18 protein-coding genes and 1 other RNA gene are annotated in these 26,483 nt (G+C 42.0%); 7 read left to right on the top strand and 12 right to left on the bottom strand.

Annotation, left to right across the window (positions count from 1 at the left end; translation table 11 throughout):
- Positions 1-182 precede the first annotated feature (182 nt).
- The 4 genes from L0Z67_RS06130 to fabB form a co-directional block, all read right to left on the bottom strand.
- On the bottom strand, positions 183-4,454 hold the full coding sequence (locus L0Z67_RS06130) for a FimV/HubP family polar landmark protein (protein ID WP_405128588.1): 4,272 nt from the start codon (positions 4,452-4,454) through the stop codon (positions 183-185).
- A 322-nt stretch (positions 4,455-4,776) separates the two neighbouring features.
- On the bottom strand, positions 4,777-5,793 hold the full coding sequence (locus tag L0Z67_RS06125) for an aspartate-semialdehyde dehydrogenase (RefSeq protein ID WP_062570635.1): 1,017 nt from the start codon (positions 5,791-5,793) through the stop codon (positions 4,777-4,779).
- 31 nt (positions 5,794-5,824) lie between these two features.
- Positions 5,825-6,946 carry a 4-phosphoerythronate dehydrogenase gene (locus L0Z67_RS06120; RefSeq protein WP_237115076.1) on the bottom strand — a complete coding sequence of 374 codons (1,122 nt, stop codon included), beginning with the start codon at positions 6,944-6,946 and terminating at the stop codon, positions 5,825-5,827.
- A 160-nt stretch (positions 6,947-7,106) separates the two neighbouring features.
- The gene (fabB, locus tag L0Z67_RS06115) at positions 7,107-8,321 is read right to left on the bottom strand and encodes a beta-ketoacyl-ACP synthase I (RefSeq protein ID WP_062570633.1); all 1,215 of its coding nucleotides are present in this window, start codon (positions 8,319-8,321) and stop codon (positions 7,107-7,109) included.
- A 180-nt stretch (positions 8,322-8,501) separates the two neighbouring features.
- On the opposite strand from fabB, the gene mnmC reads away from it, so the two are divergent.
- Positions 8,502-10,535 carry a bifunctional tRNA (5-methylaminomethyl-2-thiouridine)(34)-methyltransferase MnmD/FAD-dependent 5-carboxymethylaminomethyl-2-thiouridine(34) oxidoreductase MnmC gene (mnmC, locus tag L0Z67_RS06110; RefSeq protein WP_405128587.1) on the top strand — a complete coding sequence of 678 codons (2,034 nt, stop codon included), beginning with the start codon at positions 8,502-8,504 and terminating at the stop codon, positions 10,533-10,535.
- Between the two features lie 27 nt (positions 10,536-10,562).
- Here mnmC and L0Z67_RS06105 read toward each other — a convergent pair whose 3' ends face one another.
- Positions 10,563-12,020 (bottom strand): OmpA family protein, encoded by a 1,458-nt coding sequence (locus L0Z67_RS06105; protein WP_405128586.1) that lies wholly within the window; start codon positions 12,018-12,020, stop codon positions 10,563-10,565.
- Between the two features lie 156 nt (positions 12,021-12,176).
- Here L0Z67_RS06105 and L0Z67_RS06100 point away from each other — a divergent pair, with 156 nt between their 5' ends.
- Positions 12,177-12,815, top strand: a complete 639-nt coding sequence (locus tag L0Z67_RS06100) for an SDR family oxidoreductase (RefSeq protein ID WP_405128585.1) — start codon at positions 12,177-12,179, stop codon at positions 12,813-12,815.
- Here L0Z67_RS06100 and L0Z67_RS06095 read toward each other — a convergent pair.
- A complete protein-coding gene (locus tag L0Z67_RS06095) occupies positions 12,808-13,572 on the bottom strand; it encodes a sulfite exporter TauE/SafE family protein (protein WP_193988940.1) in 765 nt (254 codons plus the stop codon). The genes L0Z67_RS06100 and L0Z67_RS06095 overlap by 8 nt on opposite strands.
- A 199-nt stretch (positions 13,573-13,771) precedes the next feature.
- Here L0Z67_RS06095 and L0Z67_RS06090 point away from each other — a divergent pair, with 199 nt between their 5' ends.
- The gene (locus L0Z67_RS06090) at positions 13,772-14,488 is read left to right on the top strand and encodes an enoyl-CoA hydratase/isomerase family protein (protein ID WP_062570629.1); all 717 of its coding nucleotides are present in this window, start codon (positions 13,772-13,774) and stop codon (positions 14,486-14,488) included.
- An 87-nt stretch (positions 14,489-14,575) separates the two neighbouring features.
- Here the strand turns inward: L0Z67_RS06090 and ssrA are convergent.
- Positions 14,576-14,933: a transfer-messenger RNA gene (gene ssrA, locus L0Z67_RS06085) on the bottom strand.
- Between the two features lie 277 nt (positions 14,934-15,210).
- Here ssrA and L0Z67_RS06080 point away from each other — a divergent pair.
- Entirely contained in the window at positions 15,211-16,836 is a 1,626-nt protein-coding gene (locus tag L0Z67_RS06080) for a DUF342 domain-containing protein (RefSeq protein ID WP_405128584.1), read from the top strand.
- On the opposite strand, the gene rnt is transcribed toward L0Z67_RS06080, so the two are convergent.
- Entirely contained in the window at positions 16,820-17,491 is a 672-nt protein-coding gene (rnt, locus tag L0Z67_RS06075; RefSeq protein ID WP_193988600.1) for a ribonuclease T, read from the bottom strand. The two genes, L0Z67_RS06080 and rnt, sit on opposite strands and share 17 nt — an antisense overlap.
- Before the next feature lie 215 nt (positions 17,492-17,706).
- On the opposite strand from rnt, the gene L0Z67_RS06070 reads away from it, so the two are divergent.
- A complete protein-coding gene (locus tag L0Z67_RS06070) occupies positions 17,707-18,585 on the top strand; it encodes an OmpA family protein (RefSeq protein WP_237115243.1) in 879 nt (292 codons plus the stop codon).
- Between the two features lie 25 nt (positions 18,586-18,610).
- Here the strand turns inward: L0Z67_RS06070 and L0Z67_RS06065 are convergent, their stop codons facing one another.
- On the bottom strand, positions 18,611-19,516 hold the full coding sequence (locus L0Z67_RS06065) for a DMT family transporter (protein ID WP_405128583.1): 906 nt from the start codon (positions 19,514-19,516) through the stop codon (positions 18,611-18,613).
- Positions 19,517-19,915: 399 nt separating this feature from the next.
- Between L0Z67_RS06065 and L0Z67_RS06060 the strand changes: the two genes are divergently transcribed.
- Positions 19,916-21,118 carry an aromatic amino acid transport family protein gene (locus tag L0Z67_RS06060; RefSeq protein ID WP_405128582.1) on the top strand — a complete coding sequence of 401 codons (1,203 nt, stop codon included), beginning with the start codon at positions 19,916-19,918 and terminating at the stop codon, positions 21,116-21,118.
- A 70-nt stretch (positions 21,119-21,188) separates the two neighbouring features.
- On the opposite strand, the gene ggt is transcribed toward L0Z67_RS06060, so the two are convergent.
- A complete protein-coding gene (gene ggt / locus L0Z67_RS06055; protein ID WP_405128581.1) occupies positions 21,189-22,847 on the bottom strand; it encodes a gamma-glutamyltransferase in 1,659 nt (552 codons plus the stop codon).
- A gap of 55 nt (positions 22,848-22,902) precedes the next feature.
- On the bottom strand, positions 22,903-23,466 hold the full coding sequence (locus L0Z67_RS06050) for a GNAT family N-acetyltransferase (RefSeq protein WP_237115052.1): 564 nt from the start codon (positions 23,464-23,466) through the stop codon (positions 22,903-22,905).
- Between the two features lie 50 nt (positions 23,467-23,516).
- Here L0Z67_RS06050 and L0Z67_RS06045 point away from each other — a divergent pair, with 50 nt between their 5' ends.
- The gene (locus L0Z67_RS06045; RefSeq protein WP_062570582.1) at positions 23,517-23,885 is read left to right on the top strand and encodes a hypothetical protein; all 369 of its coding nucleotides are present in this window, start codon (positions 23,517-23,519) and stop codon (positions 23,883-23,885) included.
- Positions 23,886-23,931: 46 nt separating this feature from the next.
- Here L0Z67_RS06045 and L0Z67_RS06040 read toward each other — a convergent pair whose 3' ends face one another.
- Complete coding sequence (locus L0Z67_RS06040) at positions 23,932-26,154, bottom strand: TonB-dependent receptor (RefSeq protein ID WP_193988597.1); 2,223 nt, start codon at positions 26,152-26,154, stop codon at positions 23,932-23,934.
- Positions 26,155-26,483: the final 329 nt, after the last annotated feature.

The raw sequence follows: 26,483 nt of genomic DNA, 5'->3' as shown, positions 1-26,483 counted from the left end.
GCATTATTTATGAATGACAATTAGATTCTGTACTGTAAGAAGCAAGTGATGAACTAGGCAAAAGTCAATTTTTTCAGCATATGAAGCACGATGAGTTTGGATATAAAAAGACCCCCAGTAATTGGATTATCCAACGAGTGGGGGTCACTTCAAATAGCTCGTTTTTCTAGTCAAAAATGACTTTACCCGTTAAGCTTCGCCTTTAGCGACTGTGCCTCTGCTTGCACTTCATCTGGGCCGTTGTTGATGACATCTTCAATAGCCTGTAAAGCTGAATCAAAATCGTCAATTTCAATATATGCTCTTGCTAAATCAAGCTTGGCAGAATAACCACCGCTCTCTGCATCAACGTCTGTTGGGTTATCACCTGCTAGTAAGTCATCAAAGTCACTTAAGCCGACATCCATATCCACATCGTCATAAGGCTCGTAATCAAGCGCTTCATCATCACTTTGCTCTAGCAATGAATCAATATCCACAAACTCATCACTGGCCGTAGTCTCTGTTGAAGTGCTGTCAGGTTCTGTAGCTTCTAGCTCATCATTATTTAAGTCGTCAATTTGTAGGTCTTCATTTAGAAGCGCATTAAAATCAACATCAAATTCACTGGCATCGGCAACATGGCTATCATCAGGTTCGGCAAGTTCATTCAATAACGCATCAAAGTCTGTTTGCGTAAGATCAGCCATGAAATCATCGTCGATATCATCATCTGAAATATCACTGAAGTCATCCGTTGAAGCTGGCTCTTTATCAGCTAGTGTCTGCTCCTGTTCGTGCTCAGTACCTAAGTCAAGTAGGTTATCATCTTCTTGTGTGTTCTCGTCATCAGAGTCGAGTAAGTCATCCTCTGTAAACTCATTGTCGATGAGAATCTCATCGTCAAAGTCATCGTCTAGCTGATCGACACTCGCCGTGGCAAGAGAGTCTGCTAAGTCTTGCTCTGCTTGACTCGGGGTTAACTCTGTTTCATTGGTTGTTTCGTCGGCAATCTCGTCTGCTTCTAATTCATCAAATTCAAGCTCTGGATACTCTTCCAACTCTTGGCTTGGGGTAACCATATCTTGTGATAATGGCTCATCGTCAGCGTCTAAATCAACGTCATCGACAGGCTCTTCTTCAGCGAGCGGATCATCGCCAAGATCGATTTCTACTTCTTCAAAATCTTCATTTGGCTCATCTATTGACCAGTCTGGTGCAGCGACATACTCTTCCTCTTCCCCAATTTCGCTAAGAAGCTCATCAACACTCTTTAATGATGGATCATCATATTCATCTAAACTGTCGTCATCATCTAGCAAGTCATCACTGTTTTCACTAAAGTCAGTATTGATAGCTTCATCAATATCAACTTCGTCAATGTCTGCATCATCGTTTAACTCCGATGCAAGCTCCTCTACGCGGGCATCATCAATTGCTTGTTCTGCATCAGCAAGATCTTCGAGTGAGTCAGTGAGATTTTCATCATGCTCAGATAAGGGCTCTGAATCAGAGAGTTCTGAAATTTGTGCTTGCGTATCTTGCTTTAATTCATTTGCCTCTTGTATTAGCTCATCAATATCATCAAGCGCTAATTCGTCATCACCATTGAGTGAATCATCTAATTCATCCTCATCGGTAAGCGAGTCAATATCATCGACATCGAGTACATCATCAATGTCGTCTTCATCAACAAGTGCATCCGCATCTGGCTCAACGTGTGCTGGCTCATCCGCTTGCTCTTCTGCGGCTTCATCGATAAGTGAGTCAATGTCATCGACATCAAGCTCGTCTTCATCAACAAGTGCATCTGCATCTGGCTCAACGTGTGCTGGCTCATCCGCTTGCTCTTCAGCTTCATCGATAAGTGAGTCAATATCATCGACATCAAGCTCGTCTTCATCAACAAATGTATCCGCATCTGGCTCATCTGCTTGCTCTTCTGCGGCTTCATCGGTGAGTGAGTCAATATCATCGACATCAAGTGCGTCATCAATCTCATTTTCATCAACAAGTGCATCCGCGTCTGGCTCAACGTATGCAGGCTCATCGCTTTGTTCTTCTGCGGCTTCATCGATAAGTGAGTCAATATCATCGACATCGAGTGCATCATCAATCTCGTCTTCATCAACAAGTGCATCCGCATCTAGCTCAACCTGTGCTGGCTCATCCGCTTGCTCTTGTGCGGTTTCATCGATGAGTGAGTCAATATCATCGACATCGAGTGCATCATCAATCTCGTCTTCATCAACGAGTGAATCAGCGTCTGGTTCAACTGGAGCTTGTTCATCGTTTTGCTCTTCTGCGGCTTCGTCGATAAGTGAGTCAATATCATCTAAATCAAAGCCTTCCTCAATATCATCTTCATCAACGAGTGCATCCGCGTCTGGTTCAACTGGAGCTTGTTTATCGTTTTGCTCTTCTGCGGCTTCGTCGATAAGAGAGTCGATATCATCTAGGTCAAAGTCGTCCTCTATTTCATCTTCATCAACGAGTGCAGCAGCGTCTGGCTCAACTGGAGCTTGTTCATCGTTTTGCTCTTCTGCGGCTTCGTCGATAAGTGAGTCAATGTCATCTAGGTCAAAGTCGTCCTCTATTTCATCTTCATCAACGAGTGCATCAGCGTCTGGTTCAACTGGAGCTTGTTCATCGTTTTGCTCTTCTGCGGCTTCGTCGATAAGTGAGTCAATATCATCTAGGTCAAAGTCGTCCTCTATTTCATCTTCATCAACGAGTGCATCAGCGTCTGGTTCAACTGGAGCTTGTTCATCGTTTTGCTCTTCTGCGGCTTCGTCGATAAGTGAGTCAATATCATCTAGGTCAAAGGCATCCTCTGCTTCATCTACATCAACAAGATCACCTTCTTCAACAGGTGCTGGTTCAGAGTCGTCTGTTTGTGCTTCATCGATTAAACTATCTATATCGAAATCGTCTTCATCGATCAGTTCCGCATCAGGCTCAGTTGAAGGTTCGTCGAGTAGATCATCAATATCATCGTTATCAATACTTGCTTGTGTATCATCTGCTGCGTCTTGTTGCTCATCAATCAAGCTATCGATATCAAAGTCTTCTTCGGCAAGTTCTTCACTTAAGGCGGCCATTTCATCATTTGAAGAGCTTGATTCAAGCGAATCATCAAGGCTGTCATCGTTTTCAAATAAATTATCAATATCATCGGCGCTTAAAATATCACCAGAGGTGTCTGCACCTGATGCTTCGCTATCGAGATCAATTTCATCGCCTAAGCCGTCATCATCAGATTGGTCAAAGTCTTGCTGTAAGAATGAATCAAGTTCATCATCTTCAATCGCTTGTTCTGGCGTATCATCATTAAAGACAATATCGTCACTCAAGAGTCCTTCAAGCTCGTCTTGATTTAAAACATTGTCATCGTCTTCATCAAAGGCATCATCTATGCTGTCATCAAAAATAATGTCATCATCAGGCAGCATATCTTGCTCTAAATCGTCATCATCTAGACGAACACTGAGATCATCGCTATCTTGCTCAGGCTCAGGTACAAGCGGATCAGAGTCAATTATAGGATCTAGCTCTTCTTCGGAAGAGAAGCTTGGGCTCTGCGGCAAAAACTCATCGTCATCTGTCGACTCTGGTTCACTGCGGTTGCGTTTTTTCAAAAACATAATCACGCCGCCAATAACCAGTAATGCAGGAATAAACATTAATGCGCCCAGAACAAATGGGTTGCTCAAAAGAGACGAAAAGTTAATCCCACTGTCCTGTTCAATCTTTTTTGCTCTTTGCTGCTCAATTATTTCGTTTTGCTTATCAATCAGCTCTTTAAGTTGCTTTTGAATTTCGCTATCTTGGCCCAGCTGATTACGAACAGTTTCAAGCTCTTTAGAAATACCCGTAAGTTGGTTTTTTAACTTATTGTTCTCTTCTAAAATCTCTTCAACATTTTCTACAGAGGACTTAAATTGCTTTTGCAACTCAACCAGTTGCGTACCCTGCTCAGCTTTAATGGTGTTAATTTCTTGCTTTAACTCTTGTTTAGCTTCATCAACATCAACTTTACGGGCTTGCGTTACTTTCTTTTGAGATTCATTAATTTGTGCTGTCGTTAACGTGCCATTTTTCTTTCTTTCCCATAATTCATCGTCTTGCTCAGAACGTGCTTTTGCAAGCGTTGCGTTAACAGCTCGCATTTCCGCAATTGTAGGGATTTTAAGATAGGCGCCATCACGCATGTGATTAAGGTTTTGATCAAGAAACGATGATGGGTTTTTCTCATACAGAGCCTGCATGACTTGATAGATACTCACTGAGTTATCAGGGCGAACTTTAGCCGCAATACGCCATAAAGTATCGGTCGGCTTAATTGGACCAATTGAGCGCCCCTGCGCACCATAATCGACACCTTTGGGGCCTTTAAGAGTGGTGCCTTCATTAGAGTAAGTTGGTGTTATCACCAATGCAGACGCTAATAAAAAGAGTGTAGCTAAACCGCGCATGCTGATCCTTTCGTGTTTTAAATGTTAACGCAGCAACTGTCGTTGCTTAAACATTGAGTAATTCTTGCAGAATTGAATTCTTAATTATGTTTTCTTGCAAACTCTATTCCAGCTGCAAACTATAAACCAGTTGGGCTACAATATCTATTGCAACACATTGATAGTAAATAGCTTAAATAATCGCGGCTGAGATATATTTTTATTGTTATGGTTAAGTTTATACGCTTTTACGGCGTATGCGGCAATAATTTGGCAGTGAATTCACAAAAAAAGCGGCAACTCGCCGCTTTCTCCGTTTTTAATTCAGCCTAAATCATCAGATTTAAAGATAGTTTGCAATTAGCTCTTCTGCAATTTGCACACTATTTGTGGCTGCGCCTTTACGAGTGTTATCACTCACAACCCACATATTTAGTCCGTGCGGATGAGAAATATCTGCACGCAGACGACCTACGTAAACAGTATCGTTGCCGCTTGCATCAGAGACCGCTGTTGGGTAATCGGCTAAATCATCAATAAGCTCAACCCCCTCGGCATCATGTAGTAACTGTTTTACATGTTCTAAATCAACCGGCATACGCGTTTCAATGTTAATTGCTTCACTGTGGCCAAAAAATACTGGCACACGCACACACGTAGGGTTAACAACAACACTGCTATCACCAAGGATTTTCTGTGTTTCGTTTACCATTTTCATTTCTTCACGCGTGTAGCCATTGTCTTCAAAACTATCGATTTGAGGAATAACGTTAAACGCAATCTGTTTAGGAAAAACAGCATTATCCATAGGGCGTGCATTCATTAAGTTTGCTGTTTGTTTTGCCAGCTCATCAACCGCTTCTTTACCTGCACCTGACACGGCTTGGTAGGTAGACACATTGATACGATCAATACCGTAGGCATCATAAATTGGTTTCAATGCCACTAGCATTTGAATGGTCGAGCAATTTGGGTTGGCAATAATATTACGGTTTCTAAAATCAGCTAAGCTTGATGCGTTCACTTCAGGAATAACAAGGGGTACATCAAAATCGTTTCTAAAGTGCGATGTGTTATCGATAACAACACACCCTGCTTCTGCAGCTATTGGTGCATACTTTTCAGAGACACTGCCACCAGCTGAGAATAAACCAATGTGTGCTTGGCTAAAGTCAAACCCCTCTACATCAAGTACTTCAATCGCTTCACCGCGAAATTGAATTTCTTCACCTGCGCTACGGCTGCTTGCAAGTAAAAATAATTGGTCAACTGGGAACTTACGATCTTCTAACGTATCGATAATTTGGCGACCCACTAAACCTGTGGCACCTAAAACTGCAACATTAAATTTTTGCGACATGTGTTTTCCTCATGAGAATAAAGCAGATGCTCTATTCATTAATTCTAAATCCCAGTGCAGCTAATGTAGCTTCACACGCACTGTTTGCGGCCACCGACAAAGTATTAAACTCACGTCGTGGCGGATAATTTTTACGTAAACTATCAAAGCCCTCACTACTAAGCTTGCTGCGCAAGATACCATCATCACGACGCACATCATAAATTAAATGCACCAGTCGGCCGATATCATCCAAGCAAAATGTTTCGCCTAGTGTGACGGCATGACAAATAGGTTCTGGTAGAAAATCTTCTAACGATTTAAGTGCAGCAACCCCTTCTAGTTCACAGACTTTTTGGTAAAGCATTTGCGTACCGCGCGCTTTTCCTTCCTGTGTATGCCCTGCAATGTGTACGCTGGCAAAGCGCACGTGATCAAGCAGAGGGGTCAATATAGTGGGTTCGTTTTCCCATACATCAAGTACACAGTCTAATTTTGCACCTTGTTCAAACACGTCAAGTAACGCTTGATTATCAATCACATCGCCACGGCTTGCATTAATAATGGTCATACCTGGCTTAAGTGCGCTCAGGCGTGCTTTATCTAGCATATGCAATGTTTTATGTGGGCCGTGTTTCACTAAAGGAACATGAAAACTAACAATATCGGCATTAGCTAATAGAGTGTCTAAATCAGTATGGTTGGGGAGTTCACCTGCTTCGTGCTTTGGCGGATCACATAATAGAAGTGTCATTCCTAACTGACTTAGCTTATCGCGTAAACAACTACCAATGCTGCCAACACCTACAATTCCAAGCGTTTTACCTTGCAAAGAGCTGGCATTTTCTTGGCTTAAAGCATATAGGCTACTAATTACGTACTCTGCAACCGCCACGGCATTACAACCAGGTGCACTGCTAAAGGCAATATTTCGCTCAGCAAGTAATTCAGTATCAATATGATCAACACCTATGGTTGCTGTACCCACAAATTTTAATTTATCTGCTTGAGTTAATAAGGCTTTATCTACGTTTGTAACAGAACGCGTTAAAAGTATATCAACCCCTTTAAGTTGCTCAGGCTTTAGGTTACGGCCATCAAATCGCTCAACATCACCAAAATCAGCAAAGTACTGCTCAACCAATGGCATATTTTGATCTGCAAGAATTTTCATCTGTGTGTCCGAGAAGCAGAAAAGTGGCGCTATTGTAACTAAATAATCAGCTTTCGGATAGTTAACAGCTCTGAGGATTTTGCCGTTATCTATAAAAAACTGACGTGCTTAAAACAAAAAAGCCGAGCAAAAGCTCGGCTTTCATACAAACAAGATAAAATTAACCTTTGTATTTGCTCATAACAAGCGTGGCGTTCGTTCCACCAAAACCAAAACTGTTAGACATAACAGTATTTAATTCTACATCTTGACGCTCTGTCACGATGTTTAAGCCTTGTGCTTGTTCATCTAACTCATCAATATTAATTGAAGGTGCTACAAAGTTATTTTCAAGCATAAGTAGTGAGAAAATCGCTTCATGAACACCGGCCGCACCTAATGCGTGACCAGTCATTGCTTTGGTTGCACTGATCATTGGAGAGTTACCACCAAATACTTCTTGGATTGCGCCTAACTCTTTTACATCACCTACAGGTGTTGAAGTACCGTGTGTATTTAAATAATCAATACCGCCTTCGATACCTTGCATCGCTTGCTTCATACAACGTACAGCACCTTCACCTGATGGTGCTACCATGTCGTAACCATCAGACGTTGCACCATAACCTGTGATCTCTGCATAGATGTGCGCACCACGAGCAAGCGCATGTTCAAGTTCTTCAACAACAACGATACCGCCACCGCCAGAGATAACAAAGCCATCACGGTTTGCATCGTACGTACGCGATGCTTTTTCTGGTGTTTCGTTGTATTTCGTTGACAATGCACCCATTGCATCGAATTCCATTGCCAGTGTCCAGTGCAGTTCTTCACCACCACCTGCAAAAATAACGTCTTGCTTACCTAGTTGAATTTGCTCAACCGCATGACCAATACAGTGTGCAGATGTCGCACATGCAGAGCTAATTGAATAGTTAACACCTTTAATTTTAAATGGTGTTGCCAGACACGCCGAGGTGGTGCTCGCCATTGTACGTGGAACCATGTACGGGCCTACACGTTTTACACCTTTTTCACGTAGGATGTCTGCCGCTTCTACTTGCCATTTAGATGAACCACCACCTGAACCCACTAATAAACCTGTGCGCTCGTTCGAAACTTGCTCTTCGTTAAGGCCAGCATCTGCAATTGCTTGTGCCATTGAGATATAGGCATATGCAGCCGCATCGCCCATAAAACGCATTGCTTTACGATCAACAAATTCTTTAACATCAATATCGATTTTGCCAGATACATTACTACGTAGGTTGTAATCAGCAAATTCTTGGTTGAACGCAATACCACTGCGACCCTGTTTTAATGATTCTAATACTTCTTCTTTGTTGTTACCGATGCTTGATACAACACCGATGCCCGTAATAACGGCTCTTCTCATGGGTAATTACCTTAGCTATATACTAAATTATGTTCTATTTTACGCTGAAATTACTCTCGAAGTGGTCAGCTTTCTAGCGTACACATGTACTCTGAATGTGTAGCTTATAAATAACGCCAGACTATTTCAAAGAAAACACGTAAAATAATGAAAAAAAATTCGTTGTTATTTAGTTAAGTCATGATCAAAAACGCAAATATTCATTTTAATCACCTTGGTACACCCGTCGCCGATGAATTTGGCGATGTTTATTTCTCCAATGACGATGGCTTAGCTGAATCGCATTATGTGTTTTATCAACAAAACAATATCTCGCAACGATTACAAAATCATGACCGCAACCACTTTGTGATTGCCGAAACGGGCTTTGGTACAGGGCTTAACTTTTTAAACACATGGCAGCATTTTGCTGCTCACCTTGATAGGCAGCATGCAGAGCAAGAAGTTCAAAATCAACACGACCTTAATCTAAATAACTCCGTTAAACGCTTACATTTTATCTCGTTTGAAAAATATCCAATTAAACGTGATGATCTTGCTGATGCACTCAAGGCATGGCCTACACTAGCCCTTTATAGTGAACAACTTATTGCAAACTACCCTATCAATTTAGCGGGATGTCACAGGCTCGAGTTTGCTAATGGCCGTGTTGTACTTGATCTCTACTTTGGCGATGTACAAGACAGCATTGATGCTATGAGCTATACAAGTGAAGGCATCATTGATGCTTGGTACCTAGATGGCTTTGCCCCCAGTAAAAACCCCGATATGTGGCAACAGAGCCTATTTAATAAAATGCGCACTATTTCGCGCAGTAAAGCCACCCTTGCCACCTTCACCGCAGCAGGATTTGTAAGACGAGGTTTAATAGAGGCTGGCTTTACTATAGGCAAAGCGAAGGGCTATGGTAAAAAACGTGAAATGCTCATTGGCGAATTAGCAAAGCCAAATGAGCAACAATCTGCTCCTGCTTATTTTTCTCACCAGACGAGCAAGTTAAACAATGTGGCTGTTATTGGCGGCGGTATAGCCAGTAGCAGCGTACTGTATTCACTGGCTAAAAGAGGGATTAGTACCTCATTATTTTGCCAAGATGAAGCACTTGCCATGGGCGCTTCACATAATGTTCAGGGCGCTGTTTACCCGCACCTACAAGCCAAGAACTCACCGCATAGCGAAATGTTTGCCCATAGCTTTTTATATGCTATGCGCCTTTATCAGCAATTACTTGATGCTGGCTTTGACTACCCTCACCAATGGTGTGGTGTGTTACAACATGCAGTAAAACAAGGCCTTGCCGATAAGCATCAAAACCTTGCCAATAAAGAGCTCTGGCCAACTGAACTAATGCGTAATGTTAGCGCCTGCGAAGGTGATGAAATTGCTGGTGTTGACACAGGCTATTCAGGTGTATTTTTTGAAAAAGGCGGCTGGGTCAACCCACCTGCACTGGTAACAGCACTATTTAATGCGGCCAACTCACTAAGCACGATTAACAGTCATTTTAATTGCCATATTAAACAGCTCGAAAAAACCGCCGCAGGTTGGCTTTTACATACCAAGGAGCAAACATTTGGCCCATTTAGTGATGTGATTAATTGTGCGGGTGAGCACAGCGACCAATTTAGCCAAACTCAAGCATTACCCGTTGTAGGCGTTCGAGGGCAAGTTTCCCATGTTCAAGCTAGTACGTCATCGAAGCGCTTAAAAACCGTACTCTGTCACAAAGGCTATTTTACACCTGAATATCAAGGCCATCACTGCATGGGAGCGACATTTGAAAAAAACTCGAAAAGCCGCGAAGTAAAACAGCAAGACAACCAAACAAACCGCGAGCAATTACTTAGCTTTTACCCAAGCAGCGAGTTTGCCAACTCCTTAGGTGAGATAACCGCAGCAAAAGCCGCGGTAAGATGTACCTTTATCGATCATCTGCCCATGGCTGGTGAATGGGCAGAGCAAAGTGACTATACCAGCGCTTTTGCTAATTTAAGGTTAGGTAAACGCTATCAATACCTAACCTTAGAAAAGCCTCAGCAAGGGCTGCATATACTCACAGGATTTGGGGCGAGAGGACTCTGTAGCGCTCCTTTATGTGCCGAGCATTTAATTGCCTGCTTGAATGATGAACCAAGACCATTTAGCGAGCGAGTAAGCCAAGCGATTCACCCTGCTCGCTTTATAGTGCGTGACCTTATTCGCAATAAAATTTAACAAGGGGCTTACAAGCCCCTGCCATGTTTAATTCGTTAATCGTTCAACAAGCTCTACTCGCCTATTAAGCTGACGACCTAAGTCGTTTTTGTTCGTTGCGGCAGGTGCATAGGGCCCTACACCGTAGCCTGTTAAACGCGATTCTTTAATACCGTATTGAGCCACAAGTGCTTTAACAACGGCTTTGGCACGCTTGGATGACAGCGTTAAGTTATACTCAGGGCTGCCTTTATCATCGGTGTGACCAACCACGTACAGGTTTAAACGTTTATTTTTATCTAAAACATCAGCAATCACTTTTAATGATTCCGCTGACTCAGGCTTGATATCTGCTTTGTCGTAATCAAAGAAAATACCATAAATAGCCGCTTTCCCTTTTTGCTCTAGTTGTTTTAATACCTGATCGGGGTTGGTTTTAACTAGACCCTCTTGTAATGGCTCTGTTCGAATGACAACAAGTTGAACACGCGTGTTACCTTGGTAGTTACCAACAAAAAAACCGACATACGTTGTTTGATTCTCGACTGTACTTTTCATTAGCTGATAACGGGGCTGACGGTGATAGTTGTACACCTGTTTTATTGCTATATGATCGCCGAGCGCTTGTATTGCTTTTCTGCCCTTGCCACAGGTTTGGTGCTCACAACTAAACACCGTTTCAAACCCTTCTTTTATCAATGCAGATACATAATTGTGGTAAATTTTAAGTGTTGATACTTGCCTAATTACATAGGTAATGCGGGTAATATCCCCTGTCACTTTTTCAACGGGTAATTGTTTAGTATTTGTATCGAATGCACCAACTGTCAACGAAAACTCTTCATAGTCAATCTGTTCATATGATTCGATATAACTACCAGGGTAACGGCTTAATAATGGGTGGTCTTTAGAGCCTCTTTCATCATCTTTTGCTGCTTTAGCTAGGTTGTTATTTTGCTGTTTTGCAAAGCCAGCTGCATCCGCTTTAATTAACCCTGTTTCAATCTCTTTTACTGCCACGGAAGAAACCATAACACGGGTTTTATTCTGATATTGACCAGCAAAAACCGTCACTGCAAAGTCAGGGGCTTCACCTTTCGTTGCATAAATATAATAAGGTTTACGGTGGTAATTATACGGGTTGAAATAGCTCACTGTGTCAGCAAAATCGCTGCTTGTACCACATAATTCAAGTTCACATGAGTAAGCTATTTTAAAGCCATCTGCTACGAGCGCTGCTTTATAGTTTTCAATCACTTTAAGGGTAGCCACATTCTTAATTTCATATAAATTATGACTAACATCACCAATATGCTCAGTATAACTAAAGCGATTTGCTGTTTTTTGGGTCATATCAAATTGGCTCACCAATTTAGTTTGCTCGCCTGCTAAATTAATTGAGCTTTCAAGTTCACTGTTTGGGTAAGGTGAAATAAGGGGCTTTGCCGAGATTGAATAGCTAAAAATGGCCGTTAGTAATACTAAGGCTTTTGAAAATGTTTTCACTTAGAGTCCTTTTTAAAATATCCATGTGCCTAGTTTAGACTATGCCAAAATTCACTTTTTAATTCAAAGTTTGATTTACCCCCTTTAAAAATAAATAGATACCCCAAGGTCTTTAGTTAACGACGAAAATTACCCAATAGATAGAAGGAGTTTGAAATGAAAACCTTAATCATAGGTGCAAGTGGGCAAATCGGTAAAATGACCACTCAAAAAATGCTGAGCGAAGGCAATGATGTGGTGGCACTGGTTCGTGATAAAAACAAGCTAGCCGATATTGAGCACAATAATTTAACCATTGTTGAACAAGACCTTGAAAACGACTTTAGTCGTGCTTTTGAGGGAATAGAGCAAGTGATTTTCAGCGCCGGCTCAGGTGGCGCAACGGGTGCAGACAAAACACTACTCATTGATTTATGGGCCGCAGTTAAAGCTATAAATTATGCAGTAGATGCCAAAGTGAACCATTTTATTATGGTGAGCTCAATTGGCGCAGATGCACCAGACAACATCGAAAGCAGCATTAAGCCCTATTTAGTAGCTAAGCATATGGCTGATCAACACCTCATACAAAGTGGGCTAAATCACACCATTATAAGACCAGGTACGTTACTGGATGATAAGGCCACAGGAGTGTTCACAACAACCCGACCAGCGACGCGTCAAGATGCTGTTATTAATCGCGAAGACGTTGCCGACGCGTTAGTCTATATCGCGACGAAAGAGTCTAAAAACTCACAGGTTTTTGAGCTATTTAATGGCGATAAACCATTAAGCGAATTACCTGCTTTTAATTAAGTGCGTAGCTTATTCCTTGCCAAGCAAGTTGCAGGGAAAGCACAGTTAACACTAAACGAAAAATCTTTTTAAATTTGTCGGATGAAATGCGGTGCAATAATTTTAGGCCAAGCCATGTGCCTATTGCACCGCTTAAAATCATTAATATCACCAAAGGTAGCCATTGCCAAAATGCAAAGCCCACTGCACCGTATAAAATCGCTTTTAGCGTGTGCTGAACCGTCATACAGCTTGAAAAAGTGGCTGTAAACTTAAGCTTATCGTAATTATTCACGTATAAGCAGCTACCAACCAATGGGCCACTTGCCCCCACAAACATCGAAGTAAAGCTTGTCCAAAGCCCTGCAAACACTCGCCATAGTTTTGATGTTTCTCTCAGTTTTGGGGTTACGCCCCAAAGTAAATACAACACAAACACAGCCACAACAATCTTCATTAGCTCTAGCGGGATCGATGTCACAATAGACGATGCCACTAATGCGCCCAGTACACCGCCTAATGAAAAGTATATAAACATCGCCGCATCAATATGCTTAAAGGTAAACAAAAAGCGATTGGCGTTAGAACCAAGCTGCACTAACCCATGTACAGGGATCACCACCCCCATAGGTAGCATTGACGCCATAATCACTAGCAACATTAACCCACCACCCGCACCAAACGCAGCGGAGATCATCGATGTAAAGCCGGCTACAACAATCAATACAATTGTGCTGATCGGACTTAATAACTCACCACCTAATAATTCCCAACTCATTAATTCCATTACGTCGCTTTATCATGTTATTTGATTCAAAACTAACATGCTCGGCAAAGTTAAACGACTGTTTAAACACCTCTTTAGACTAAAAGGTAATCAGTTTAAAAGCATGCAACTGGTCGGACTAGAGGTTTATTTTCATCTGCTGATGGTATATAACTAAGCACACTCAAAGATAAAATAGAAAGCATCCTGCATGGAATTAATGAACGTCAAAACACAAGGCTCTGTAGCCATACTCACCATGGCCGCAGGTGAAAATCGTCACAACCCTGCTTTTGCAAAGGCATTTTTAAACTGCTTAAATGACATTGAAGCCAACCCTGCACACAAAGCACTGGTTATTACTTCAAATGATGAAAAATCATGGAGCCTAGGCATAGACACAGACTGGCTAATGCCCGCTTTAAAAGCGCAAAAGCTAGACGAAGTGAGTGATTTTATGCATGCAATGGACGCAGTATTTAAGCGTTTATTACTATTTCCGATGCCAGTAATTGCCGCCATCAATGGGCATGCGTTTGGCAACGGCGCTATTTTAGCCTGCGCGTGTGATTTTAGATTTATGCAAAGCAACCGTGGTTTTTTCTGCTTTCCAGAAGTAGATTTATCAATTCCGTTTTTACCAGGCATGCTAGCCTTTATTAAAAAAGCCATTCCACACTATCGTTTTAACGAAATGATGCTCACAGGCCGCCGAGTAACCGCAGGCGAACTTGCAAAAGATCATATAATCGAACAAGCCTGCGCAGACAGCGACAGCTTATTTAATACCGCCCTTGAATTTGCCAGCCAGTTCGATAAAAAACGCGCTATTTTTGCCGAGCACAAAAAGCGCCTACACAAACAAATAATCGACACCATTGATATTGAAAATAAACCCATCATCGATGCTGTGCAGTTAGTTGTGTGATGTTTATAGGTAGAGCCTCTAAACCATTAATTTTAGAGGATTTTATGTAATAAAAAAGGCCGCTCTGAGAGCAGCCTTTTTCATATTTGGTGGAGCTGGGGGGATTTGAACCCCCGTCCGAAAAGCCTCGACCTTTGGTACTACATGCTTAGTATCGTCTTTTAGTTAACCTTTACAGCTCGGACGAACACGATCTGCAAAGGCGAGGCCGCTTAGTTTTAGCGCTTCAACCCCGGCCAGGGTTTCCATCGCGATCTTGTGTAGGGTGACACTTCAGAACCGGGCCCACAAGAATGCGCCGGAGAAGTGCTAGCGGGCTATTATGCCGCTAGAGCGTAGTTATCGTCGTTTGCGATTACTTTAGATTGCGGCTTTTTTACGAGGCCAACCGCACCTCGACATGCACCTCGGGCGTCTTGAATTCCGTCGAATCCTAATCAGCCCCTGAATTTGATATCTCATTCAGAGTGTAGGTGCAGTATAACTGAGTAATCTGTTTATACTCAAGGCATTAATCAGGATATTTTTGCTAGGCAGCTTTGAATGATGAAAAATCCAACAGGAAAAGTCAGTTTTTATACAAAATTTCACATTTGACGCATACAAGTTCTTAACATAATACTAAAGTTGTGCTCAAATAGGCCTGTTGTTACCTCATATAAAAAAATAATTCCGTAGCAACGAACAATAATAATAACAGGCCTTTTTTCAGGACTCCCCAAATGTCGATGTTTACGTTCGATGAGCAAAGTGGATACGTCTCTTTGCTTGAGCACCCGCGTGATGCTGGTTTTCCGGTGACCAGTTCGCAGCTTTTAGAGCTGTTCGAACAATCTTCTTATGCTGAGTTTGAGCTAATAGACGCAAATATAGGCAAGTTATTCACACCAAGTAGCCAACATAACACTCACTCACTTGTCATTGCCAAAGCGGTAGACGCGTCAATAGCAATTAGTGTTGATGAAAAGAATATGGTTGCAGAAGCCAGTTTAACAACGGCCAAAGGTGGAAAAATAATCAGCATGGACGATGCCCAAGCCGCTTTGGCCGATGCAGGTGTAGAAAAGGGGGTAAGCCTACGTGCTCTTGATACCTTTTTAGGGCAGCAATTTAAGCAACCTGCAGGTGCACATTACAGTGCAATTGTTGCCCATGGTCGTATGCCTAAAGATGGCAACGATGCAAAATTCGTTCGGCTATGCCCTACCGCACAAGATAGAGTATTGAGCCCACAAGCTAAGTCTGGTGGAAAGGTCGATATGCGTGATTTAGGCGCTATTATTACAGTAAACCCTGGTACGCCGCTTATGCAGCGTATTCCAGCGACCGCTGGTGAGAATGGTTTCACTGTTTGTGGTGATGTGTTACCAGCCTCTGCGGGTAAAGACTTCCCGCTTGAGCCCTTTGAAGGCACCCGTATTGACCCTATCAACAGTAATATGTTGATTGCTGACTCTAAAGGTGTGCCTGTTGCGCTTCCTCGTGGTATGCGCGTCGATGATGTTTTATGTTTTCATCATGTTGATGTTAGCACAGGTCACGTTGATTTTGATGGCAGCGTCATCATAAGTGGTGACGTTAAAGATGGTATGCGTGTTAAAGCGACGGGCGATATCACCATATTGGGCTTTGTGGAGTCAGCTACCATTGAGAGTAAAAGCGAAATCACTATTATGTTAGGGGCAATAGGTCGCAAGCGTGAAAATAACGAAGCCTTTACGTGCAATATTGAGGCTACACGCACAATTTCAATCGGTTACGCGCAATACTGTCATATAAAAAGTTCTCAAGATCTGTTTATCGAACGTCAAGCATTACATTGCGATTTAAGTGCTCGCAGGCTTATTCGTGTTGGTAAGGCAAATAACCCCCGCGGTAAAATTATTGGTGGTAACATTTTAGATGCTATGCGTATTGAAACAGGTGAACTGGGCGCGCCCTCGGGTACAAAAACCCGTGTTTTCATCGCTCAGTATTGGCATGACTTAAGGCAAAAACAACAACAAATCAGTGATTTTGAAAAGTTACTGGCAACTAAGGCCAGTGCCCTTCAACAAGCTCGTAAAAAAGCCAATAAAATACCTGATGCCGCTCAACGCGAACACTACATCAATAAAATAACGGCAAGTGAGCAACAAATTAAAATAAAGACGGCTAATACAAAGAAAAAGAAACAATTGGTAAAGCTTAAAATTGCCCGCTTACTGGCCACAAGTCGTTTAAAGGTCAATGAGCTTATGCACCCAGGTGTCGAGCTAAAAATAGCCCAGGAGAGTAAACAGTTTTCACGTATTTACCCACCTAGTTTGATGCGCTATTTAGAAGGTAAAATTACTCAGACGTTTTAGTCTCTTGTTCGGCCGTATCGGCTTGCTCTGGTAACGGCCAACCACCTAGTTGTTGCCAGCGGTTGACGATTAAACAAAATAACTCTGCGGTACGCTCTGTATCGTAAAGAGCTGAGTGAGCTTGTTTATTGTCAAACTCAATACCCGCTGCGCGGCATGCTTTCGCTAACACAGTTTGACCCAGTGCTAACCCTGCCAATGAGGTCGTATCAAAGCTCACAAATGGATGAAATGGGGTGCGCTTAATTTTACATCGCTCAGTAGCAGCATTTAAAAAGCCATGGTCAAATGCCGCATTATGCGCAACAACAACTGAACGCTGGCAACCCGCGGCCTTTTGCGCCTTGCGAACAGCTTTACAAATTTCTTTTATTGCTTCTTCTTCAGGCACAGCACCACGTAATGCAGAAAATGGCTCAATACCATTAAATTCGATAGCAGCCTGTTCAATATTTGCTCCTTCAAAAGGCGCAACATGAAAGTGTAAGGTATGGTCAATACTTAATACGCCATCGTCATCCATCTTTAAAATCGAGGCGGCGATTTCTAATAGCGCATCGGTGTCTTTATTAAAACCTGCCGTTTCAACATCGATAACAACGGGAAAAAAGCCACGAAAGCGTTTTGCGAAAAGAGTTTGTTCAGTATTTTCCATAGTCTTCTTGGTTTGCCTGTGTAAGCTGGTTATTATGTCAAAAACCAAGGGGGCTCTGCTAGAGCAAATATGATGAAATAGCAGATTCTCACCGCGTTTTTAGGCACAGTACTTGCTTTATACTTACCGATTCCCCCATTAAGTCAGCTTTTGGGGTGTTAAAGCAACAAAATGCCAAATAGTTGGCATTGATGATCAGTTGGAGAATACCTGTGATGAAGCCTTCATTACTTTCTTTAAATTTAGGCCTTTTAACCTTGCTCGCCAGTGTGCATGCTACTGGTGCTATGCGTGAGTATGCAGCAACTGCCGATACCTCAAACTGGCAAATGGTTAAAACGTCGCGCCTTGAATGCCAACTAAATCATGAAGTTCCCTATTATGGCGAAGCCATTTTCAGTACAGCTGCCAGTAAAAATAAAGATGTAAATTTTAATCTTGATATGGTGGTACGCCCAGATAATTACAGTATTGCAGGTTTAAAAGCAGTTCCGCCTCGTTGGCGAGCAGGATTGCCTGCCCGCGATATTGCAAATATGAAGCTGTTGCGTAAATTTGATGGCGAGCTGGGAAATAAAACAGCATGGGAAATGCTAACAGAGCTTGAAAAAGGCTACCAACCTACCTTTTACTACCAAGATTGGCAAAATACTGCCGACAAAATTGCCGTTGGCCTATCAAGTGTTAACTTTAAGCAAGCTTATTGGGCGTTTTTACAATGCCGCGATTCTATGTTGCCATACAGCTTTGAAGATATTTCGTTCACGGTTATGAACTACGAACCAAATACCAGTAAGCTAACTAAAGCCTCACAAAAACGATTAGAGAAAATTGCCGAGTACCTAAAACACGATACCGGCATTGCTTCTATTTCAATTTCATCATACACAGACAGTTATGGCGGTCGTTGGAACAACCTTGAGCTGTCTAAAAAGCGTGCCAAAGCGATTAAAGAGTACATTGTTGCTTTGGGTATCGATGAAAGCAAAGTCGATACCGAAGGCTATGGCGAAAAACGTCATGTTGCCAGTAATGACAACATTTTAGACCGTAATAAAAACCGTCGTTTAGTTATTCAAATCGCAAAAATGTGATAGCCGTTATTCGGCTATCACTCTCCTAACCCAAGCCTACTGGCTTTACACGCTTAATGCGTTTTAGCCACTTATCTCCAAACTGAAAACAAGCAAGGCTCAACATAATAATGGTTGCACCGACAATAAGTGCGTGATCTATTGTTTCGTTATTGAGTATTCCACCAATGGCAATTGCAAAGCTAGGCGTAATAAGGGTGGTTAGTGCCACCGTACTAGCGTTTAACTTTTGCAATACATGAAAATAAGCTAATGCGCCAATGAGCGACCCAAAGACACCCAAATACATAATTGAATACAACGATTTTGCGCTCCACATATGGCTATTAAACTGCCCATCAACAACTAACCATGTAATAAAAAACAAAGGGGTTACAAAAACTAAAGCACCAAACGTTGTCGCCATCGGATGAATCGCTATTTTAACCCGCTTGATCATTACACCACTTAAGCTAAAAAAGCATACCGCCATGAATACATATAACAGACCACTTAACTGCTCTACGCCCCCCTGAATGTGACGCTGACTGACTAAAAACAGCCCTATTAATGCACACCCTAAGGAGGCGAGTTTTATGCCACTGAATTTAGGTTCGTTAAGGATTTTTTGGGCTAGTAGCCCAGATAAAATAGGCGCCAAACCAAACATCAAAGAAATTAACCCAGATGGAACAGTTTTAGCTGCCATGTAGCTAAGTAGCATACCGCCAAAAATACCGATACTCGAATAGCCATACAAAAATAACGCACGACGGTGCCAAGGCACACGAATATTAGCCACGGCAACCACGAAAGCAGCCAACACTAACCCCACCAGCATTCGTAATAGAACCGCTAAGGTAGGAGCAACAGTTTCACTACTCCAAACAATACCCAATGGAGTTGTAGACCAAATAACCACCATGAAAAAATATGAGGCTTTTACTGGCACACGCTTATTCCTTTAAGAGGCGAAAAAAGCGGAAGAAAATTAGAGAGAATAACCAACCGCTTTGAACGCGGTTAGTAATATTTACTTTATTAACCGCAGAGCATAACTGACCACACGACTGACATTAGCATGTGCGTATTACAATTATTTGGTCGGTTATTTGGCTGCATCATAATTATCAAAAGTAAATTGAAGAACATTAAGAATCCGACTAAATAATGGTTTTGTCAATACGTGTTGATAAACTTTATCGAATAAAATTCAGCCACTAACTCACACTAGGTTTGCACTTGTAAATCATAAGTTACATTTAATTTCTTTGATTTATAACAAAACTATTTAAGTTTTATGAAACAAGTTATATCTTGCTTGCCTCTCACGAAGTTTAAGGGGCAAGAAGTGCTTAAAAATAAAACAATCGGCAGCATGTTAATTGTTGCTGGCACCACCATAGGTGCAGGGATGCTGGCATTGCCCATCGCCTCCGCAGGGCTTGGTTTCACAACAGCGTTATCACTCATACTCATTACATGGGCTTTAATGACCTACACCGCACTACTTATGCTTGAGTTGCATCAGTATGCCGACAGAGACGCCACACTCAATACACTCGCAAAGTCTTGGCTTGGCAAGCGAGGACAGTGGGTGGCTAATTTTTCAGTGATGTTTTTATTCTATGCGTTATGTGCCGCGTATATCGCAGGCGGCGGTGCGCAACTACAAGAGAAACTCAACAATGGTCTATCAATGTCTTTAGCACCACAAGTTGGCTCGGTCGTATTAGCGATTGTGATTGGCACAGTTGTCACGCTTGGCACCAGTAAGGTCGATAAGCTTAATCGCGTGCTTTTTACCATCAAAGTATGTGTGTTAGCGAGCTTGTTTTATATGCTTACCCCTTATGTTCATGGTCAGCATTTACTCGAAATGCCGCTTGAGCAAGGACTGATTCTATCGGCCATTCCTGTGGTGTTTACCTCATTCGGTTTTCATGGCTCTATTCCGTCCATTGTGAAATACGTAGGCTTAGATATTAAAACACTGCGTAAAGTAATGATTGCAGGTGCTGCTCTGCCTCTTGTTATTTATATTTTCTGGCAACTTTTAAGCCAAGGAATGATGAGTCAAAGCGATTTATTGCAAAGTCAGGGATTGCCTGGGTTTGTAAGTAGTGTTGCAGGCATCGCACACAGCCCTCATGTAGCAACGGCTGTTAACATTTTTGCAGACTTAGCACTGGCGACCTCTTTTCTTGGGGTAAGCTTAGGTCTATTTGATTTTTTTGCAGACACCTTCAAAAAAGGTGACGGCAGTAAAGATAGAATTAAAACCGCATTAATTACCTTTTTACCGCCTTTGGGGTTTGCCTTATTTTATCCTCAAGGTTTTATTATGGCGCTAGGCTATGCCGCCATTGCATTAGTGATCTTAGCCGTATTTTTACCTGTTGCTATGGTTTATAAACAACGTTGCAGTCACTCTAATACGGGTTATCAAGTTAAGGGCGGAAATATAGGTTTAGTGTTAGCTGCATTATTTGGTGTATTGATTATCAGTGCTCAAGGCGCACAAATGGCGGGACTTATTCCAGCTATTGGTTAAGCAAGTCAAGCTCAAGTAAAAAAGCACCCGAGGGTGCTTTTTTACTGTTTACTGCAAACCATGAAACAAGCTAAAACACCATGGCCTTACCGCGACCAGATGCTTCAGAGGCAGCATCTAGCTTACCTTCTTTGTTAATAATGACATGCATATCACCAAAACGGCGTTCATTGAGTGTATAGCCCATTTTCTCAAGCGCTTTTACTACACTTGGCTCAAAACCGCTATGATGTCTAATGACATTTTTTGGCCATAATTGATGATGGAATCGCGGGCTATTTACGACTTGCTCTGCGGGCATATTAAACTCAACAGCATTTAAAATAGACTCGTAAACTGAACTAATAATAGTTGTACCACCAGGAGAGCCTGTGACCATTTTAACTTTGTTATCTTTTAATAGCATTGTTGGTGTCATTGAGCTTAGCATACGTTTATGAGGCTGGATCTCGTTTGCTTCTCCGCCTAGAGCACCAAACACATTCATCACCCCAGGTTTGGCGCTAAAGTCGTCCATTTCGTCATTCAAAATAAACCCGGCCCCTGAGACAACAACACCGCTACCAAAACTTAAATTTATTGTCGTGGTATTCGCAACCGCATTTCCCCACTTGTCCATAATAGAAAAATGCGTGGTTTGCTCACTTTCATGAAGCCCTGGTTTGATATTCTCGGTCGTGGAAATTGCATCAGGGCGAATGGTACTTGCACGTTTTGCAAGGTAACTATCGGCTAATAAAGCTGTTTTTGGTACATCATAAAAGTCAGGATCACCTAAGTACTCTGCACGGTCAGCAAACACACGTTTACCTACCTCAGAAAGTATGTGTACATAAGTGGTTGAGTTATGCGCAAGCGGCTCTTTAGGTTTGGCAAGGTCATACATTTTCAACCATTGCAAAATAGCAATACCACCAGAACTTGGTGGCGGCGAGGTTAATACTTCAAAGTCACGCCATTTGCCTTTTATAGGTGTGCGAGACTTTGCTTGATACGCTTTTAAATCTTGCTCGGTAATGATCCCGCCATGTTGCTTCATAAAGCTTGCAATAATTTTAGCCGTTTCCCCCTCATAAAAGCCGGCTTTACCTTGGTCACGAATGCGCTTTAAGGTTGCCGCTAATTCTGGTTGTTTAAAAAGCTTATCGGCTTTTGCATCAGCAAAATAATCAGCAAAATTAACCTTAACCGATTTTTTCGCCATGCGTGCAATATAGCGCTCGATACTCCCTGCCAGCTTTGGATGAACAATAAACCCGTCTTCAGCGAGCTTTAGTGCAGGCTCAACTAAGGTTTTCCATTCTAGTGTGCCATGCTTCTGGTGTGCTAACCACATACCCGCCACACTACCGGGAACGCCACTTGCGTGAATACCATACACAGACATGTTATCAATCACATTACCTTTTTCATCAAGATACATATCACGATGAGCCCCAGCAGGGGCTGTTTCACGGTAGTCGATAAAGTCCCCTTTGCCCTCTTTTTGGATCAGCATAAAGCCGCCGCCGCCAATATTTCCTGCCTCTGGTAGAGTAATAGCTAGTACAAACTGAGCAGCAATGGCGGCATCTACGGCATTTCCCCCTTGCTCTAAAATGGCGCGTGCAGTATCACTGCTGTAGCTGTCAGGCATGGCAACCGCTGCTTGCTTAGCAAACAACGATGTGTGAAAAAACAACACGGTAGCTACACATAACCCAGCCGCATACTTAGTTAAATTTGGCATGACACTTCCTTTTTTGATTTTATTTTAAGCATTAATACATGCCAGAGCATGCAAATCAATGAGTTGCGTTCAAAGGCGTTAATTGCTCTTTTGAGCATGAATAAAGCACCGCGGGTAACTCGCCGTGTTCATCACTATGTTGGTATTCTTTTACAAAACTAAGGCCCAGTTTTTTCATTACGTTTATTGAACCTAGGTTATCCTTTAATGCTGTTGCAGACAGGGATTTGACCTCTTTAAACTGGCTTACTGAGTGTGCAACAGCAAGTGCAGCTTCTGATGCGTAACCTTTGCCCCAGCTTATTTGTTTAAATCGCCAACCAATCTCTAGGTCACTATAATCAGGCTGTTCAAAAAAGCCCATGGGTCTCACTAGCACCCACCCTATAAACGTATTACTTTGAGTGATATTCACTTGCCACAACCCCCATCCTTTTTGTTCATTACGATAGGCATTCAAACGCGGAATAAATACGTCTTTGATCGATTGCAGCGAGGAGGTCTTGCCTCGTGTTAAGTACTTCATAACATCAGGGTCGTTATCAAGCTCATAAAGTAGCTGGGCATCATTTTCATCCATTAACCTAAAACTCAGACGCTTTGTTCTAGCTATGTTCATTTTTAATTGCTTATACTTATTTGAATGTTCATGAACCATTAGAGGAAAATATGAATAAATTAGCAAGCTTAGTTTTATTAGGTTGTGTAGCCTTAACAGGTTGCGAAGATGCCAACGAAGCTAAAAAGGACGCTGCCGAAGCAAAAGAAGAAGTAAAACAAGCACTAAACGATGCGTGGGATGAAGTAAAAGATACCACCAATGAGTTTAATGATGAATCTTTACAAGAGCTTCTGGAAGAAAGTAAAAAGATGGGATTAAACATGTATGATGATGGTAAAGAAATTGCCATCGACGCATGGATTGAGAGCAAAGAAGCTGCTGGCGAGCTATCAGAAAAAACCAAGCAAAAAGCAAGAGAACTTGCTGAAGAGCTTAGAGAAGCACGTGAAAAACGTGAGCAAGAAAGTAATAATTAATAAAAAAGGGTAAGCAACTGCTTACCCTTTTACTTTACTGGTTAGACTATAGTTCAAAGTCTTTTTTGAATTTAAGACCAAACTCACTACGGTCATTGCTACGCATCACACCGACAAAGCCCGATTGCTGCAATCGACCTACATCATAAACTTCATTCAATACGTTTTCGCCATACAAGGTTACTTCAAAGTCACCGTATGGGTTTAAGTAAGAAATATTGAAACCTACAAGTTCACGTGACTCAATGTGTTCGCTTTGATTAAACACAGATTGACCCTGCATATCGCTGCGATATGAGTAATTCGCGTTAATAGCCAATGTACCGCCATTGCTTAAATCCATGAAGTAAGAAGGCGCAAGCATCACGGTCCATCGAGGAGTCAAAGCTGGAGAGTCACCTTTACCGATCCCCATTACGCCATCATCCACTTCTGTGATCTCTGAATCAAGATAACCAATGGCACTGCGCAGAGTAAAATCATCAGTGATGGCTATGGTTGTTTCTAGTTCAATACCCTGTGCTTTAGACTCACCGGCATTTTCAACAATCGTGACAAATCCGCCACCGGCTGTTGGATCTGAAAATGGTAGCGCTAAATCTGTGTAATCAGTTACAAATACAGCTAGCATCATTGAGATATTTTCGTGTACTTGTCCTTTTAGACCCACTTCATAGTTAATTGCTTTGGTTTCATCAAATGATACAAATTGATCTGGGCCGCCAAATGGACGAGGAGGAAAACCGCCTGTTTGATAGCCTTTTTGAATTTGACCATACAAGTTCATGTCATTTGACAGCTGATACGAGGCGTTGATATCCCATGTTACAGCATCAAAATCTGCGCTCACGAACTTACGTGATGGGAATGAAGGGAAAAGTGCATCAGCCTCTTTTTTATCTTTTGAATAACGAAGACCCCCCCCTACTGTCAGCTCATTAGTAAGATCATAGCTTGCATTGATGTACGCTGCATACGAGTTTGTTTCTTGGTTAATATCAAAAAAGCCATAGTCGCCAAATGATGGGGTAACACCGTCATTCAATAGCCCGTTGGGCGTGTTAAATGGGCTAAATACAAATGGACCAGAGCTGGTGAAGCCGTCTTCATTAAAGAAATATAACCCTGAAACGAAGTCCATATTGTCGAAGCTACCATTCAACTGGATTTCAAATGAATACTGATCTGCACCCCCCTCTTCAGGGAACTCTGATAAGTTGAGCGCGACTGCGTCATCATCAAGACCCCCTTCGTACTCTGATGTACGATAACTTGTAATAAACTTAGCAGTATAGGTATTGTTGATATCCCAGTCAGCAATCAGTGACGTACCCCAACCGGAATAAGCGGTTGACTCGATACCTGCTACAGTCGTTGCCAAATCATCCGGATCGCTTGGTAGCATGTCTGCTGTCAATAACGGGAAATCGCCGTTAAATGGATCGCTTGCATCCAGCGGGCTTGTAAGCTCAATAGTGTAAGGTGATTGGCCTGACTCGTTATCAACCCCATCTAAAGAGAAAGTTAACGATAAGTCATTGCTAGCCTGCCACTTAAGTGCCATACGGCCACTTAACTCTTGCTCTTCCCCGATCTCTTTTTCTGGATTGGCAAGATTAATAGCTTCACCAACACCATCACGCTGTTTATATGACACACTTGCCGACATACTAAGTGTATCAGTTAAGCTGTTGTTGAAATAAACATCACCTGCCAAACGACCACGGCTACCTACTTTAGCTGTTGTTGTAATGATACCTTCATCACCTGGTTGCTTAGTAATAATGTTTACCGCGCCACCAAGCGTGTTGCGCCCATATAACGTACCTTGTGGGCCACGTAACACTTCAACACGATCAACATTAGGTAGTGACAGGTTTGAGCCCATTTGACGACCTAAATAAACACCGTCGAGGTAAACACCGACACCAGGATCTGTGGTGATCACATGATCTTGCAAACCTATGCCACGGATAAATACAGAAGCATGTGCTGCATTACCGACACCATAACGCGTAATATTCAAATTTGGCACATACTTACCAATGTCTTCCAAATTACTCATATTCGCTTTATCAATAAGGTTTTCACCTATTGACGTAACCGCTGTGGGTGATTCAAAAATACTTTCGGTACGCTTACGCGCTGTTACTTCTATTTTTTCGAAAGCATCTTGTTTAGCGGTGGTTTTTTCTTGTTCAGCTAATGCTGATGTAGATAAGGCGGCGAATATCGCGACACTTATTTGTGAGAGATGACGTAATTTCATTTAAACTCCAAAGGATACCGTGTGTGTTTTTTGCCTGTGAATTTTAGGCATAAAAAAAGATGCTTAGCGTTAAGCATCTTTCCCTTGGAGGGATATTATATGTCAGTTTTGTGAAAACATGTATAATTTTTTTAAAATTAATGAAAAAGTGTATAAAAAAACCTCTTTTTGTTTCATGTTCAGATGAAGCAACTAAACATAACGCATTAGAAAACTAAACTAAAATAAACGCTTATATGAATAGATTTAATGAATAGTGTAGAGAAAAAATATCACCAACATTAATAATAGAGTAATTGCTTAACAGTTCAAGGTTTTAAGGCAGTCTT

The sequence above is a fragment of the Pseudoalteromonas sp. PB2-1 genome, assembly GCF_045040605.1.
GTDB classification, from domain to species: Bacteria; Pseudomonadota; Gammaproteobacteria; order Enterobacterales; family Alteromonadaceae; genus Pseudoalteromonas; species Pseudoalteromonas arabiensis.
This window is presented reverse-complemented; position numbering and strand designations above follow the sequence as displayed.